The sequence below is a fragment of the Peribacillus asahii genome, from assembly GCF_003570725.1.
In the GTDB taxonomy this organism is placed as follows: Bacteria; Bacillota; Bacilli; order Bacillales; family DSM-1321; genus Peribacillus; species Peribacillus asahii.
Genome location: NZ_QWVS01000052.1, coordinates 23,748 through 38,503 on the forward strand (window position 1 = coordinate 23,748; position 14,756 = coordinate 38,503).

Sequence of the window (14,756 nt, forward strand, 5' to 3'; positions counted from 1 at the left end):
ATTTTACCTCAAGCTTAACGGGCGGTAATCCTTACCTCAAACATATGAGGAACTAAAGAGGGTAGGTGGGGGGAAGGAACCTCGCTACTGATGGTTAGTTTCACTTTATTCTTTATAGAGGCTGTTTTCATTTTCCACGTGTATGAGATTGTAGCGTGGATAATAATAAATTTGTACCAACTACAGAAGTGGAGGAATTCTCATGCAAACAGTAAGAGATATTATGACAACGAATGTGGATTGTTGTACAACACTAGATAATATTTATGAAGCGGCGCTAAAAATGAAACAGGATAATGTGGGGATGATTCCTGTTTTAGATAATGATAAGTTAGTCGGCGTTATTACTGACCGTGATATTGTTATTCGCTGTGTCGCTGAAAAGAAACCAAATTCAACAAAAATTACTGATGTGATTTCCACACGTCTAGTAACAGGCACACCAGATATGTCTATTGATGATATCGAAGAGTTAATGGCGACCGAACAAATTCGTCGTGTTCCAATTATTGAGAATGATCGACTGGTTGGTATTGTTGCACTTGGGGATTTAGCTGTTCGTAAAGAATCGGATCAAAGAGCGGGCATAGCCTTAAGTTCCATTTCGGAACAGCATAATCAAATTCAGCATTAACAAAAGAAACCTCTGTTAGCGAGTGCTAACAGAGGTTTCTTATATATTTATTAAACCAATTTTTAATTTCTTGAAGATGCTGCAAGCGCATATCTGGTGAGCCTTTACGTGTAATTTCATGTGTTTCATCTGGAAAAATAACGAAAGTAGTTTCTTTCTTTTGTCGTTTTAAGGTAATAAATAGTTGCTCGCTTTGTTCCAGTGGGCAACGTAAATCCTTTTCACCATGTAGTAGAAGCAAAGGCGTTTGGATATTAGCGGCATACTTTAATGGTGAATGATTCCATAGCTTCTCTGGTGTTTGAAAAATATCGCCTTCGAGTTGCCATTCTGTAAAATAATAGCCAATATCACTTACCCCATAAAAGCTAAACCAGTTGGAAATGGAACGTTGGCTGACAGCTGCTTTAAAACGATCCGTATCCAACAATCCAGTTTGTCATGAAGCCGCCGTAGCTGCCGCCACTAACTCCTAGTCTATTGTGGTCTATAAAGTCGTATGTGTTAATCACATAATCAACAGCAGACATTAAATCTTCGTAATCCATACCGCCATAATCACCACGACAAGCGTTTACAAATTGTTGACCATAACCGACGCTGCCACGCGGATTTGTATATAGAACTGCATATCCTTCGTTTGCTAATGTTTGAAATTCATGCATGTAGCTGTTTCCATACATTAAATGAGGTCCACCATGAATCTCTAAAATAAGGGGATAGGTTTTTCCTTCTTCGTAACATAGAGGCTTTATAAGCCAACCGTGAAGATTCAAGCCATCTTTCGCTTCCCAGCTAATCGCTTCAGCCTCAGCTAATGATTTGTTCTGTACAAAGCTTGTATTTACAAAGGAGATTTGCTCCTGTTGCCCGGTCATTAAATTAAAATAATACAGTTCTCCAGGATTTGTTGGGGTACTGATTGCTACAACGGCTTGGTGGTGATTTGGATCAATAGAAAGCCCGTAAATATGCTGATTTTCTAAGATAGATGGATACATAGCGCCTTCAATGGAGCCATAGTATACTCCTGTGTTCCCATGATCACTCATTAAAAAATAAAACCCTGTACTGTCATTCGTCCAAAGAATACCCGGGTCGACAGCCCCTATTTGAAAATCGGTAATACAAGAATTTCCTAATTCTACATCCCAGCCTTCCGTTAAGCAAGAAGTAGCTTGCTTGTTTATGTCATATAGCCAGATTTTAGCTAATGTCGCATTGAGAAATTCCCGCTTATGTCCAAGAAAAGAGAGGTATTCACCGTTAGGAGACCATTTGGGGTCATAAAAAAATCCAGCTCCATTTGTAATGTTGACTGATTTCTTTGTTGAAATATCCATAGTGAAAATATCAGAAATAAAATCGTATTCACCTTGTTCTATCGTTTTACTAACGTATGTAATATTCTTTCCATCTGGAGACCATGCACTTGGAGAATAATGTTGTCGTCCTTTTGTCAAAAATTCGATTTCTTCCGTCATTACATCAACAACAGCTAGATGTTTATACAGCCCGTTAAAATACCCTTGCCCTTCTGACTTATATTGAATGCGTTCAAATCGAAGTGCCGTTTTCTTTTCTTCATCTCTGTACTCTTCTTGGCCGCTAGCTGGACGACTAGTTGAAACTAAAAGCTTCGTTGAGCAGGGAGACCAGATGGGGTGAGATACTTCAGATTTCAAGTTGGTTATTTGCTTTGCTTCTCCTCCCGTGGAGCTCATTACATACAATTGGTTACTTCCTGATTGGTTAGAGATGAAGCTCATATATTTACCGTCTGGAGACCAACGAGGGCTGGAATGTCTGTTTTGTCCAGTCGTCCATTGTTTCGTTTCTTTTGTAAGGATATTATATAAATAAAGATTAGATATATATTTCTCGCTTGCTCGATCAATGCTCGTTTGAACATACATGACTAGATGTCCATCAGGAGAAAGTTGAGGGTCTGTTACGGATTGTAAGTGAAATAAGTCTTCAGCAGTCATACCTTGTGTATTCATTTTTATCATCCTTTCCATTAAACTAGAATATACTATTCGTTATGTACTGTCGAATCCCTTGTTTGAATAAAGTGAAACATATTATACAGCCTGTTAAGTGAAGGATAAAAAAATCCGACCGTTGTCTGGTCGGATTTTTTTAGTGATGATGAGGTTTATGGTGCATATGGTGAGGTGGATATTGAAAGCCTCGTTCTTCAATCATTTCATATCGTTTCTCTAAATGTTCAATTATTTTATCAGCTTGTTCTTGCTTGAGAGCGCCATATTCTACGTATTTATTCAACAGCTCTTTTTTGTCTGTCAAAATCTTTTGATGCAGTTTGCTTAGTTCTGATTTTTGCTCTTCGGTAAAGGTGACTTCTGGTGTTTTATTCTCTGTTTGTTTCTCTTGTGAATATACCTGGGCCATAGGAGATAGAGAAAGTAGTATGCAGGTTAATCCTAATATAAGTAGTTTTTTCATAGTGACTGTCTCCTTTTTATAAATGAATTACGATACACATGTTTATTATTTGTATAACTGGTTTGTTTATACAAAACTATACTTCATGTAGAGTAGTTTTTATTAGGAGAATTTATCCATATATAACAGAGGAGAAGTGGAGAGGTTTTTTTAATAAGGTTCTGTTAAATCAATAATACTGATTTACATAGCCTAAAATCATTTTAGAAGAAGATAGATAGGGCCCTTCTGCTATAAAAGGGCCCTACGTTTCATCTTATAATTTGGAGCTAATCCGTATCAGCTCTTACGATTCTTCTTCTACTGATTTAATCCAGTCTGATGACCATTGTTGAATTTCATTAATGACAGGTGCTAATGCAAGCCCTTTTTCTGTTAATGAATATTCAATTCGAACTGGTGTTTCAGGATAGACGTCTCTTTTTACAATGCCTTCTTGTTCTAGGTCTTTTAAACGTTCCGAGAGAATTCGACCACTAATTGGGAAGGCGGCTTCAATTCTGCAAAACCGTTGAGGGCCATTCAGTAATTGGTGGACGATTAATCCTGTCCATCGTTTGCTTAAAATTTGCATCCCTTTTTCAAACCGAGGACAAATCGTTGTATTATTCATAAAATCACCCCCTCGATACTATTATAAATCATTTACTGTTTATGTAACAACTTTACATATTAAAATAAAGTTACTTCATAAAGGGTATTAATAAAAGGTTCGTTACTTATATTAAGTAAGTTTTGTGTTAAATTTCACAAAATGTATAAAGTAGTGCAGCGAATCGAGGGAAAAGATAGTAAAAAATATGATACCTTATAGAAAGAGTATGTAATTGTGGAAGGGGTTGGATAGATGAACCTTATATTTCAAGAGGCAGAAGCGTTCATCCGTAGCAGTTATTTAGAAATGGGGAAGACGGAGGATGAAATCAATAGCCGAATCATGGATATCCAAAAAGAAATAGAAGAAACAAATACATATGAGCATACGCTAGAAGAGCTTGAAATAGGAGCGAAACAAGCATGGCGGAATAGCAATCGCTGCATTGGCCGATTATTTTGGGATTCGCTTCGTGTAATTGATCAACGCCATCTTCGAGATGAAGAACAAATTAATCAAGCATTGCGTGATCATATCCAATTTGCTACAAATGGTGGTGCCATTATTCCGACGATTACAATCTTTAAGCCAGCAGATGACAAATTCTCGATTCGCTTATGGAACCATCAATTGCTTCGTTATGCAGGCTATGAGACAGAACATGGGATTGTTGGTGACCCAGCTTCTGTTGAATTTACGAAGGTCTGTCAGGAGCTAGGTTGGAAAGGGAGTTTGGGGTCTTTTGATATATTACCACAGGTTATTCAAGTGAATGGGCAACAGCCAGCATGGTTTGAAACACCTGCTTCCATTGTAAAGGAAGTACCGATTCATCACCCCGATTTTGAATGGTTTAGTGAGCTAAATCTAAAGTGGTATGCCGTTCCTATTATATCAGATATGTGTTTAGAAATTGGAGGAATTAAGTATTCGGCGGCACCATTTAACGGCTGGTATATGGGAACGGAAATTGGAGCGCGAAATTTTGCGGATGAGGGTCGCTATAATATGCTACCGCAAATCGGAAAAATGATGGGGCTTGATATTAAACGTGATGCAACACTTTGGAAAGATCGCGCGCTAGTTGAATTAAATGTGGCTGTGCTGCATTCCTTTAAAGAAGCGGGCGTAAGTATAGTGGATCATCATAATGCAGCCAAGCAATTTAAACATTTTGAAGAAAAAGAAACAGCATGTGGACGGAATACAACAGGAGATTGGACATGGCTAATTCCACCTGTTTCACCTGCAACCACTCATATCTTTCATAGGCCATATCGTAATCAAAAGGTAAAGCCTAATTTCTTTTATCAAAAAAAGCCTTATTAAACAATATAGCAGCTAAACATAAAAATCATTAGGTTAATACTTGGCCTAGTGATTTTTTATGTATAGAAGCTTGTTGGGGCTCTAATAATACCTGTATTGAAACGAAAACAGGTGATGAAAGATGAAAGCCATTATACGTATCTTTCAAGATGATTTACGAAGTATATATACAAATTGGGCAGTCCTTATCGTGGTATTTGGGCTGTTATTTTTACCCGGTCTGTATGCGTGGATAAACATAGAAGCTTCATGGGACCCCTATAAGCATACGAATACGATTCCAATCGGAGTTGTGAATAATGATAGAGGGGTTGTGTTTCAAAATAAAAAAATCAATATCGGAAAAAAAATTACTGATGCTCTCAAGGAAGATCAATCACTTGGGTGGCATTTTACGAGCGAAGCGGAAGCAAAGCAAAAAGTGAGACTAGGTGAATACTATGCCTGTATCATCATCCCAGAAAATCTGTCTGAACGGATTACAACTGTATTAACCGGCGAGCCTGTTAAGCCGGAAATCATATATTACGTGAATGAAAAAAGCAATGCGATTGCTCCGAAAATCACATCTAAAGGTGCAAGCGGCATTGTAGAGCAAGTGAGTAAAAGCTTTGTGAAAACATCCAGTATAATGCTCTTAACGGTATTTAATGAAATAGGAATTGAGCTTGAGCGAGAGTTACCAACCATTCAAAAGGTGAAACAAATGGTATATCGGTTAGAAGATACATTTCCGGAAATAGAACTTATTACAGAGCAGGCATTGACAGATGTTCAGAAGGTAGAAAAAAGAATGGATCGAGCAAACGCGGTCCTTGATAACATCAAGCAAGTTACCTCAAATGGGGAAGCATTACATAAAGCGATAGAGAACTATGTATCTACGACAAACGAGACGTTACAGGCTCTTGGTCCTAATCTTAAACAAAATATAGAAAATCTATTGCAGCAGGAAATGACGATAGCTGCGATGATGGGAACGTTGGATATAAACAATCAAGAGGCGGTACAAACTGTATTGGATAGAGTTTCTAGCAATAGGAATGTGTTAGTTGCCATTCAGCAGATGATTCAACGTCTAAATGTTTTTGCCGGTACAAACTTATTTCAAACCGAACAGGGTGCGCTAGAAAGGGTGCTTGCTAATCAAAATAAACAGATTGAGGGGTTAAGGCAACACAATCTGTCGGTTTCAGAGCTTCAACAATTAGCTGAAGCCAACGTAGGTGAATGGGAAGGATTACAAGAGAGATTTGCTTTAGAAACAAGTCCAAAGCTAGCCAAAGTGGTTAATCAAGCAAGAACAACGATGAAAGAATTTGAGGTGTTAAGTAAGCAAGGGCAAAATAAGTTAAATGAAGCACAAGCAATGCTTCAGCATACAAAACAACTTGTTGTGACTGGTAGTAAAGACCTTGCTCTTTTTCAAACTCAATTACCTGAATTAAAAAGAAAGATTTCAGAAATAGCGAATCAAATGCGTGCATTTGACAAAAATCATGATTTACATGAAATTATTGATTTATTACGAAATGATATTAAAAAAGAAAGTGATTTTTTTGCGGAACCTGTATTGTTAACTGAACATAAACTATTTCCAATCCCTAACTATGGTTCGGCGATGTCACCATTTTTTACAACGTTAGCTCTTTGGTTTGCAGGTCTTGTACTCGTTTCTATTTTTGGAGTCGATATTCAGGATGTAGAGGGAACGTATAAATCTTACCAAATTTATGTTGGGCGTTATCTAACTTTCTTTTGTATAGGTATCTTACAGTCAATCATTATTTCCGTTGGTAATATTGTGTTCCTTCACACATATGTAGTTGAAAAACTATGGTTTTTTTTGTTCTCGGCTTTCATTGCTACAGTGTTTGGCATGCTGATTTATACATTAGTAGCGCTCTTCAGTAATGGAGGGAAAGCTGTTTGTGTAATTTTACTTGTGTTGCAAATTTCGTCCTCAGGCGGCACGTTTCCAGTTCAAGTGACTCCGCCATTTTTTCAATTTATCAATCCGTACTTGCCTTTTACGTATGCAATTAGTTTATTACGAGAAACTGTTGGAGGAATGGTTTGGAGCGTTGTGAACATGGATGCGTTTATTTTGTTTTTGTTTTTCATAATAACCTTTTTCATTGGGTTTTTCTTTAAAAAACGATTGCTACAAAAAACAGCAGCATTTCGACAGAAACTAGCTCAAAGTCGTATGACAGAACATGAATGATGGAAAATAATTAATTGGTGGGTTAATTATTTTTGAGTATATGTACGAATTCACGGTTGTGCTTTAAAAATATTAGCATTAAGATAGAAGAATCAAGAAGGAGGAGATGATACGATGGGCGGAAGTTCTTACGACCCTGAACCCAGTAGATATGAGAAAGCTTATCTTATTCTAAAGAATCGAGTTTGCGTATTCTTCTCAGAGTATCCTCTCGAACAGACAGATAAATAGGCTTTCTCTTTAAAGAAGAGGAGGTCGAGCAGATGATAGAAATTTTCAAAACAGTGGAAAACCGAGAATTAATAACTGTTGATGAAATTGTTAAAGGTTCTTGGGTGAATATGATTGCCCCGACAGAGGCTGAAATTAATGAAGTTTGTGTGAAACTACAATTGCCGCTGGATTTTATGAAGGATCCTCTTGATGATGAGGAACGTCCAAGGATTGAAAGGGAAGACGATCATTTATTGCTTATCGTTGACTATCCTTATATGACACATGATGAAGCGGGTTCGCGCATTTATGAAACGATTCCAATTGGGATGATTTTTACTCCCGATTGCTTTGTTACGATTTCGCTTAAAGATACTCCTATTCTAGCAAGCTTTAAAAATAATAAAATTAAACAATTTTATACGAATAAAAAAACAAGGTTTGCCCTGCAATTATTATTTGAGATTTCATTATATTATTTACGCTATTTAAAGCAAATTAATAAAATGACAACGGAATCAGAACGAGAGCTTCATCAATCGATGAAAAATAAGGAGTTATACACATTTTTAGCATTGGAAAAAAGTTTAGTCTATTTTACGACTTCCTTAAAATCTAATAAAGTAGTATTAGATAAAATTCTTCGCTTCAATTATTTAAAAATGTATGAAGAAGATAAAGAATTATTAGAAGATGTAATTATTGAAACGAACCAGGCGATAGAGATGACGGAAGTATATGCATCGATTTTGAATGGAATGATGGATGCATTTGCTTCTATTATTTCTAATAATGTAAACAATGCGATGAAGTTTTTGACCTCGGTTACGATTATTTTAACGTTGCCAACGATGGTCGCTAGCTTTTTCGGCATGAATGTTAATTTGCCATTCTCTCATAACCAGCATGCCTTTATGTTTACTTTAATGATTGCTTTAAGCTTAGCGGGGACAGTCGCTTTTATTTTTTGGAAAAAGAAATATTTTTAATTGTTTAGGCCAACTTCATTCAATTGGAGTTGGTCTTTTATTTGCATACATAGATAAAAGAAAAAATGGACAATTTAACAGAGAGGAGGTGTAACCTTATTATGTCAAAAATTGGTGTAGAGCAATCATTAACGAATGTGCAAGACGCATTGCGTGCAAAGGGTTACGACATTGTTGAACTAAAACAGGAATCAGATGCACAAAATGTAGATTGTTGTGTTGTTACGGGATTAGACAGCAATGTACTTGGCGAACAAACGACATCTATTAAAGGATCAGTTATTGAAGCGAATGGTCTGACTGCGGATGAAGTTTGTCAGCAAGTAGAGCAAAAACTAAGACATTGATGTGTAAAAACAAGCCAGGTCTTAAATGATGACCTGGCTTGTTTCATTACAACAGGGTAAGCTCTAATTCGATATCTACATTTCCTTTTAGTGCTTTCGAGATCATGCAAGAAGATTCTGCTTTTATAGCTAGCTTTTTTGCTCTTTCTCTATCCCGCTCGGTTGTCGTTGGGGAAAGAGTGAGAGTCGGTCGATGGATAATTTTTTTATACGTAAACACTCCGTTTGTTACATCAACAATGCCCTCTGAATTCATATGTAAATCTTTTTTTTCAATGTTACTTCGCTCTAACATTGCGGCCAGTGTGATGATATAGCAGGTTGCCGCAGCCCCTAGCAGCATTTCGTCTGGATTTGTACCAATTCCAGGTCCGTTCATCTCTGGCGGGATACTTACTTTTGTTTGTAACTGGCCGGATGAAATAGTCCCTGAACCATTTCTGCCATCAGGCCAGTGTGCTTGTAAATGAAAATGATGTGTTGCCATGTTAAACCTCCTTTTTGTTGTTGTTTATTATACTACAACAGATAAAAAAGACAGGGATGGTGCTATTTTTTATTAAGACACACTCGTTAGGCTATAAAATAAATTTTTTATACCTATCTTTAAATTGTACATTGCTTTATTAGGTATGAGGATTTATACTCTTCTTATACCTAATAAAGCAATGTATGCGAGAAGGAGAAAGATTTTGAAAGTTGATAAGGAAATATTACGAGGATATATCGATACAATTATCTTAAGCTTGCTTTATCAAACTGATCTTTATGGTTATGACTTGAGCAAAGAGGTCAAGAAAAAAAGTCAAGATTCTTTTGAAATCAAGGAGGGGACTTTATATCTTGCTTTTAAGCGTCTTGAAAGTAATGGATATGTTACAAGCTATTGGCAAGAAGGAAGTACTGCGGCTAGAAGAAAGTATTATCATCTAACGAATAGTGGAAGAGCTTACCTTAATTACAAGAAAAAAGAGTGGCTTTTTATGAAACAGTTAATGGATCAATTTTTAGAAGGAGTTGAATAGCATGGCTTTAAGTAAAGACATAGAACAAAAGATTAAGAAATTTGTAAAGCAAAATACACAGTTAATAGACAATGAAGAATTAACTTATTTTGAACAGCTTGCTCTTCATGCCAATATAAAGTTGGGGGAAGCGAAAAAAACGGCGGCTAAATTTAAATGGACATCGAAAAAGAACAAAGAGGCGCAAGAGGATTTAATGAGCTATATGATTGACTATATTCAGGATTTGGTTGTGGAAGGTGGATATACGGAAGCAGATGCTTTTGAAAAAGCGAAAGTAACATTTGCTGTAGAAAATCCAGAGAATCCATTGTTAGATAGTGATGCCAAATGGTTGCATCATTTTGAATCAAATATTGAAGAGGCGATCGGTTTATATTATGCTGCGTTCATGTTTATTGGTTTAACAGCGGGTGCATTGTTAGGTGTTATTTTGCAGATGGTTGTTTTGAAAGAAGGAATCGGTTTATTGTTTTTTATTGTAACGGGCATTGGATTTATGTTTGGCCTTGGTTTTGGGCTGTTGAAAAATGCAAAAATTAGTCTTAAAAATAGTTTAAACTAAAAAATAGTAAAATTCTTCAATATTGCTTTACGTTAAGTTAAAGAAGTTTCTGTGATAATAGAAGATTTGTTCAGAAGGTTGAGTACAAGCATGTTTAATTTTTTTACTAACGTTGTTTGAGAAGTGCGAACTTTTCCATAATCGAGCGCCTTTTAAGAAGGCGTTTTTTTTATTTGGGTTATGTATTTAATTAAATATATTGCGCTGTAGCTTTCTCATACCTGTCTTTAATATTGTTCATACTATATTAGATAATTCTACATAATGAATCAGGCTTTCAATATTATTGATTTTGTTGACATTTTCATAAAAAAGAATTATCTTTAAATCAAGATATTTAAATTTAAACTATTTAAGTGGTTATCGAATATGGAGGGATTATATATGCAACTCAAAGGAATTCATCATTTATCAGCGATTACAGCAGATGCCGCTGCAAACTATGATTTCTATACAAAAACATTAGGATTACGCTTAATTAAAAAGACTGTCAATCAAGATGATGTTCGTGTCTATCATTTATTTTACGGTGATGAAGTAGGTTCACCTGGAACAGAATTAACGTTTTTTGAAATTCCACATGCAGCACGCGTGCACGAAGGAAATAATAGTATTTCTGAAACGTCTTTACGTGTAGCCAACGATGCGGCACTTCAATTTTGGAAAAAACGTTTTGAAGAGTATGAAGTAGAGCATGAAGAGATTGGTGAACGCTTTAATCGGAAAGTTCTTTCGTTTAAAGATCCAGAAGGTCAAAGATTGCTTTTAGTATCCGATGAAACAAACAAAGGGGTTGCCGGTGGTGTACCGTGGGATAAAAGTCCAATTCCAAAAGAGTTTGCAATTCTTGGTTTAGGGCCGATTAAATTAACGGTACCAATTATTAATCCGACAGCAGAAGTATTAACAGACGTGTTAGGTTTTCGAAAAGTTGGCTCCTATCCAGCGCTTGTAGCAGGACAAGGGAGTATTGAAGTATATGCAACGGGAGAAGGCGGAACAGGTGCTGAAATCCATATTGAGAAAAGAAATGATCTACCGCCAGAATATTTAGGACGAGGCGGCGTGCATCACGTAGCATTCCGAGTTGATAATGAAGAAGAATTGCAGCAATGGATTGAACGAGTGAATTATGCTAGATATGCAAATTCCGGATTTGTTGATCGCTTCTTCTTCCGTTCACTTTATTTTAGAGAGCCAAATGGCATCTTATTTGAATTAGCTACGGATGGACCTGGATTTGCAACAGATGAAGAATTAGAGCATTTAGGTGAATCTCTTTCTTTACCACCGTTTTTAGAATCGAAACGAACGGAAATTGAGGCGCACTTAAAGCCATTAAACACAACTGTTGAAGAATAAGATAGAATATGGAGAGGAGAACGTACATGAATAGGCAAACAACAGGCATCCATCATATTACCGCTATAGTCGGTAATCCGCAGGAAAATGTAGACTTTTATGCAGGTGTATTAGGGATGCGCCTTGTGAAAAAAACGGTAAACTTTGATGACCCAGGTACGTATCACCTTTATTTTGGAAATGAAGCAGGCTCGCCCGGAACGATTATTACTTTCTTCCCTTGGCCAGATGCTTATAAGGGACGTATTGGCTCAGGGCAAGTTGAAACTACTACGTATGTCGTTCCAGAAGGGACGTTAGATTTTTGGGAAAAACGATTAGGGAAATTTAAGATTGTCTTTGAAAAAGTGACACGTTTCGGCGAAGAATTTCTTAAATTTAATGATCCACATGGCTTACATTTAGAGCTAGTTGCTCGTCAATCTGGACAGAACAGTGAATGGGCATTTGGTGGTGTACAGGCGGATCAAGCGATTAAAGGATTTGGGGGAGCTATTTTATTAACGGCAAATCCTGAAAAAACAATGCAAGTGTTAGAAAATGTGATGGGTCTTCAAAAGGTTGGGGAAGAAGGAGAGTTTGTCCGCTTTCAAGCAACAGGAGATATCGGAAATATCATTGACGTGAAGAAATCGACTTTACCAATGGGACAAATGGGGGTCGGAACGGTGCATCATATTGCTTGGCGTGCCAATGATTTCGATGACCATAAGGAATGGCGAGAGCATGTAAGCAGCTTTGGTATAGGGGTAACACCCTTTAAGGACCGTCAATATTTTGACGCAATATACTTCCGTGAACCAGGAGGTATTCTGTTTGAAATTGCGACAGACCCGCCAGGATTTACTCGCGATGAGTCGAAGGAAACATTGGGAAGCAAGTTAATGCTGCCGCCGTGGTTGGAAGAAAAACGGGAATTTTTAGAGGAAACGCTTTTACCAGCTATTCCGCGAGTTCTTGAGGAGGATATAATATGACCATGAAACATATTTATCAACAAGGGAGCAATCCGAATGCACCTGTATTGCTGCTTTTACATGGAACAGGTGGTACGGAAACGGATTTATTACCATTAGCGGAAATGGTATCTCCCGGCTCTTCTGTTTTAAGTGTACGAGGAAATGTGTTAGAGAACGGAATGCCACGCTTTTTCCGTCGTTTAGCAGAAGGAGTTTTCGATGAAGAAGATTTAGTGTTCCGTACAAAAGAATTACAAGAGTTTCTAGACGCTGCATCGAAAGAATATGGATTTAATCGTAGTAATGTTGTAGCAATTGGCTATTCAAATGGTGCCAATATTGCAGCTAGCTTATTATTCCATTATAAGAACGCTTTAAAAGGAGCGATTCTTCATCATCCAATGGTACCTCGCCGTGGTCTAGAGCTATCGTCACTTTCTCAAGTACAAGTCTTTATTGCTGCAGGTAAAAATGATCCCATTTGTCCAGCTCGTGAAACAGAGGAATTAGCGGAGTTACTTCAATCAGCCCATGCGGATGTAAGTGTAATTTGGGAAAACTTTGGGCATCAGCTGACTCGTTCTGAAGTAGAGGCAGCCGCTAGTTGGTTTCAAAAAAATTTTAGTTAAGGATAATAAAGAGGGGGGTTACAGATGATTTCTATTACTCCAGAAAGTATGAGTCAAAGAGAGAATTATAAATTTTTAACGGGGAGTATTATTCCCCGTCCAATTGCGTTTGTCACGACACAATCGGACGAAGGAGTGGTGAATGCCGCGCCGTTTAGTTATTTTAATATTGTCAGTGCCAATCCCCCGCTTATTTCAGTATCGGTTCAACGAAAAAATGGAGCGATGAAAGACACCGCAAGAAATGCATTAAAGTTAAAAGAGTTTGTCGTTCATATTGTTGATGAAGACATTGTTGCGGATGTGAATGAAACAGCGGCTGAATTGCCAGCAAATGAAAGTGAGTTATCACGAACTAATTTTACGTTAGTGAAGAGTGAACGAATTGCTGTACCTGCTGTGAAAGAGGCAAAAATTCGCTTTGAATGTAAGCTGGAAGAAGCGATTCAGCTTGGAGGCCAAAGTGGAGAAGTTGGTTGCGATTTATTAATTGGCAAAATCGTCTGTTATCATATCGAACCGTCGCTCTATCAAGCGGGCCGAATAAATGCTGAAGCATTAAAGCCTGTAGCCCGACTAGCTGGAAACAATTACAGTAAATTAGGTCAAACATTTGAAATAAAACGCCCAACCTCTTTGTGAGTGGTTAACGATATCTCCTAATATTAGCGAATCGGCTGATTTAGGAGATATTTTATTGAAACTTTGAACGTTGACAACATACCTGCAAGGGTATATATTGAGTGTAGTAGTTTTCTTTCATAATGAGCTTGTATAATAGGGTAACCTACATACAAGCAGTAAAGGAGGCCGTTCCGCATGGAATACGATGCTCAAGTGAAAAATCGAGTCAAGCGAATTGAAGGTCAACTTCGCGGTATTCTGAAAATGATGGAAGAGAATAAAGACTGTAAAGATGTTGTAACACAGCTTTCAGCCACACGTTCCGCGATTGATCGTACAATTGGTGTAATTGTTAGTTCTAATCTTGTAGAATGTGTTCGTATGGCAAATGAAACAGGTGATAAAAATCCTGAAGAACTTGTCAAAGAGGCAGTGAATCTACTTGTGAAAAGTAGATAAAATAAAAAAAGGCTTGCAACCTTTTTTATTTTATATATAATATACCCTGTGGGGTATAAAATGACACTTGGAGGAATGAAACATGAAAGTAGATAAATTTTTAGATGCAAAAAGTTTAGCGTGTCCAATGCCAATTGTTCGAGCGAAAAAGGCGATTCAAGAGTTAGAAGAAGGACAAATTCTTGAAGTGCATACAACGGATAAAGGATCAAAAAATGACTTTGCAGCTTGGACTAAATCAACGGGTCACGAATTAATAGAAGTGACAGAGGAGAATGATGTCATTCAATTTCTAATTAAAAAGCATTAATTTTTTTATATTTCTATATA

At 37.1% G+C, this 14,756-nt stretch carries 16 protein-coding genes and 1 pseudogene; 13 read left to right on the forward strand and 4 right to left on the reverse strand.

Annotated elements, in window-relative coordinates; all coding sequences use genetic code 11:
- Positions 1-202: 202 nt before the first annotated feature.
- On the forward strand, positions 203-634 hold the full coding sequence (locus D1953_RS18655) for a CBS domain-containing protein (RefSeq protein WP_119118655.1): 432 nt from the start codon (positions 203-205) through the stop codon (positions 632-634).
- 25 nt (positions 635-659) lie between these two features.
- Here the strand turns inward: D1953_RS18655 and D1953_RS18660 are convergent.
- From D1953_RS18660 to D1953_RS18670, 3 genes and pseudogenes are all read right to left on the reverse strand, one after another.
- Positions 660-2,655, reverse strand: a pseudogene (locus tag D1953_RS18660) (S9 family peptidase).
- Between the two features lie 121 nt (positions 2,656-2,776).
- The gene (locus tag D1953_RS18665) at positions 2,777-3,103 is read right to left on the reverse strand and encodes a DUF2680 domain-containing protein (RefSeq protein ID WP_119118656.1); all 327 of its coding nucleotides are present in this window, start codon (positions 3,101-3,103) and stop codon (positions 2,777-2,779) included.
- A gap of 286 nt (positions 3,104-3,389) precedes the next feature.
- Positions 3,390-3,716: a winged helix-turn-helix transcriptional regulator gene (locus tag D1953_RS18670; protein WP_119118657.1), complete on the reverse strand. Its 327-nt coding sequence runs from the start codon at positions 3,714-3,716 to the stop codon at positions 3,390-3,392.
- A 234-nt stretch (positions 3,717-3,950) separates the two neighbouring features.
- Here D1953_RS18670 and D1953_RS18675 point away from each other — a divergent pair, with 234 nt between their 5' ends.
- From D1953_RS18675 to D1953_RS18690, 4 genes are all read left to right on the forward strand, one after another.
- On the forward strand, positions 3,951-5,027 hold the full coding sequence (locus D1953_RS18675) for a nitric oxide synthase oxygenase (protein ID WP_119118658.1): 1,077 nt from the start codon (positions 3,951-3,953) through the stop codon (positions 5,025-5,027).
- 121 nt (positions 5,028-5,148) lie between these two features.
- Positions 5,149-7,254, forward strand: a complete 2,106-nt coding sequence (locus D1953_RS18680) for a YhgE/Pip domain-containing protein (protein WP_119118659.1) — start codon at positions 5,149-5,151, stop codon at positions 7,252-7,254.
- A 263-nt stretch (positions 7,255-7,517) separates the two neighbouring features.
- Positions 7,518-8,456: a magnesium transporter CorA family protein gene (locus D1953_RS18685; RefSeq protein WP_119118660.1), complete on the forward strand. Its 939-nt coding sequence runs from the start codon at positions 7,518-7,520 to the stop codon at positions 8,454-8,456.
- Positions 8,457-8,557: 101 nt separating this feature from the next.
- Positions 8,558-8,803 carry a YkuS family protein gene (locus tag D1953_RS18690; RefSeq protein ID WP_119118661.1) on the forward strand — a complete coding sequence of 82 codons (246 nt, stop codon included), beginning with the start codon at positions 8,558-8,560 and terminating at the stop codon, positions 8,801-8,803.
- Between the two features lie 46 nt (positions 8,804-8,849).
- On the opposite strand, the gene D1953_RS18695 is transcribed toward D1953_RS18690, so the two are convergent.
- On the reverse strand, positions 8,850-9,290 hold the full coding sequence (locus tag D1953_RS18695; RefSeq protein WP_119118662.1) for an OsmC family protein: 441 nt from the start codon (positions 9,288-9,290) through the stop codon (positions 8,850-8,852).
- A gap of 205 nt (positions 9,291-9,495) precedes the next feature.
- Here D1953_RS18695 and D1953_RS18700 point away from each other — a divergent pair, with 205 nt between their 5' ends.
- From D1953_RS18700 to D1953_RS18735, 8 genes are all read left to right on the forward strand, one after another.
- The gene (locus D1953_RS18700) at positions 9,496-9,828 is read left to right on the forward strand and encodes a PadR family transcriptional regulator (RefSeq protein WP_119118663.1); all 333 of its coding nucleotides are present in this window, start codon (positions 9,496-9,498) and stop codon (positions 9,826-9,828) included.
- A gap of 1 nt (position 9,829) precedes the next feature.
- Positions 9,830-10,393, forward strand: a complete 564-nt coding sequence (locus D1953_RS18705; protein WP_119118664.1) for a hypothetical protein — start codon at positions 9,830-9,832, stop codon at positions 10,391-10,393.
- Between the two features lie 384 nt (positions 10,394-10,777).
- Entirely contained in the window at positions 10,778-11,755 is a 978-nt protein-coding gene (locus D1953_RS18710; RefSeq protein WP_119118665.1) for a ring-cleaving dioxygenase, read from the forward strand.
- A 26-nt stretch (positions 11,756-11,781) separates the two neighbouring features.
- Positions 11,782-12,732 (forward strand): ring-cleaving dioxygenase, encoded by a 951-nt coding sequence (locus D1953_RS18715; RefSeq protein WP_119118666.1) that lies wholly within the window; start codon positions 11,782-11,784, stop codon positions 12,730-12,732.
- Between the two features lie 2 nt (positions 12,733-12,734).
- A complete protein-coding gene (locus tag D1953_RS18720) occupies positions 12,735-13,343 on the forward strand; it encodes an alpha/beta hydrolase (RefSeq protein WP_182480680.1) in 609 nt (202 codons plus the stop codon).
- 24 nt (positions 13,344-13,367) lie between these two features.
- Complete coding sequence (locus tag D1953_RS18725; protein ID WP_119118668.1) at positions 13,368-13,985, forward strand: flavin reductase family protein; 618 nt, start codon at positions 13,368-13,370, stop codon at positions 13,983-13,985.
- A 177-nt stretch (positions 13,986-14,162) separates the two neighbouring features.
- Complete coding sequence (locus tag D1953_RS18730; RefSeq protein ID WP_119118669.1) at positions 14,163-14,426, forward strand: metal-sensitive transcriptional regulator; 264 nt, start codon at positions 14,163-14,165, stop codon at positions 14,424-14,426.
- Positions 14,427-14,508: 82 nt separating this feature from the next.
- Complete coding sequence (locus tag D1953_RS18735; protein WP_119118670.1) at positions 14,509-14,736, forward strand: sulfurtransferase TusA family protein; 228 nt, start codon at positions 14,509-14,511, stop codon at positions 14,734-14,736.
- Positions 14,737-14,756: the final 20 nt, after the last annotated feature.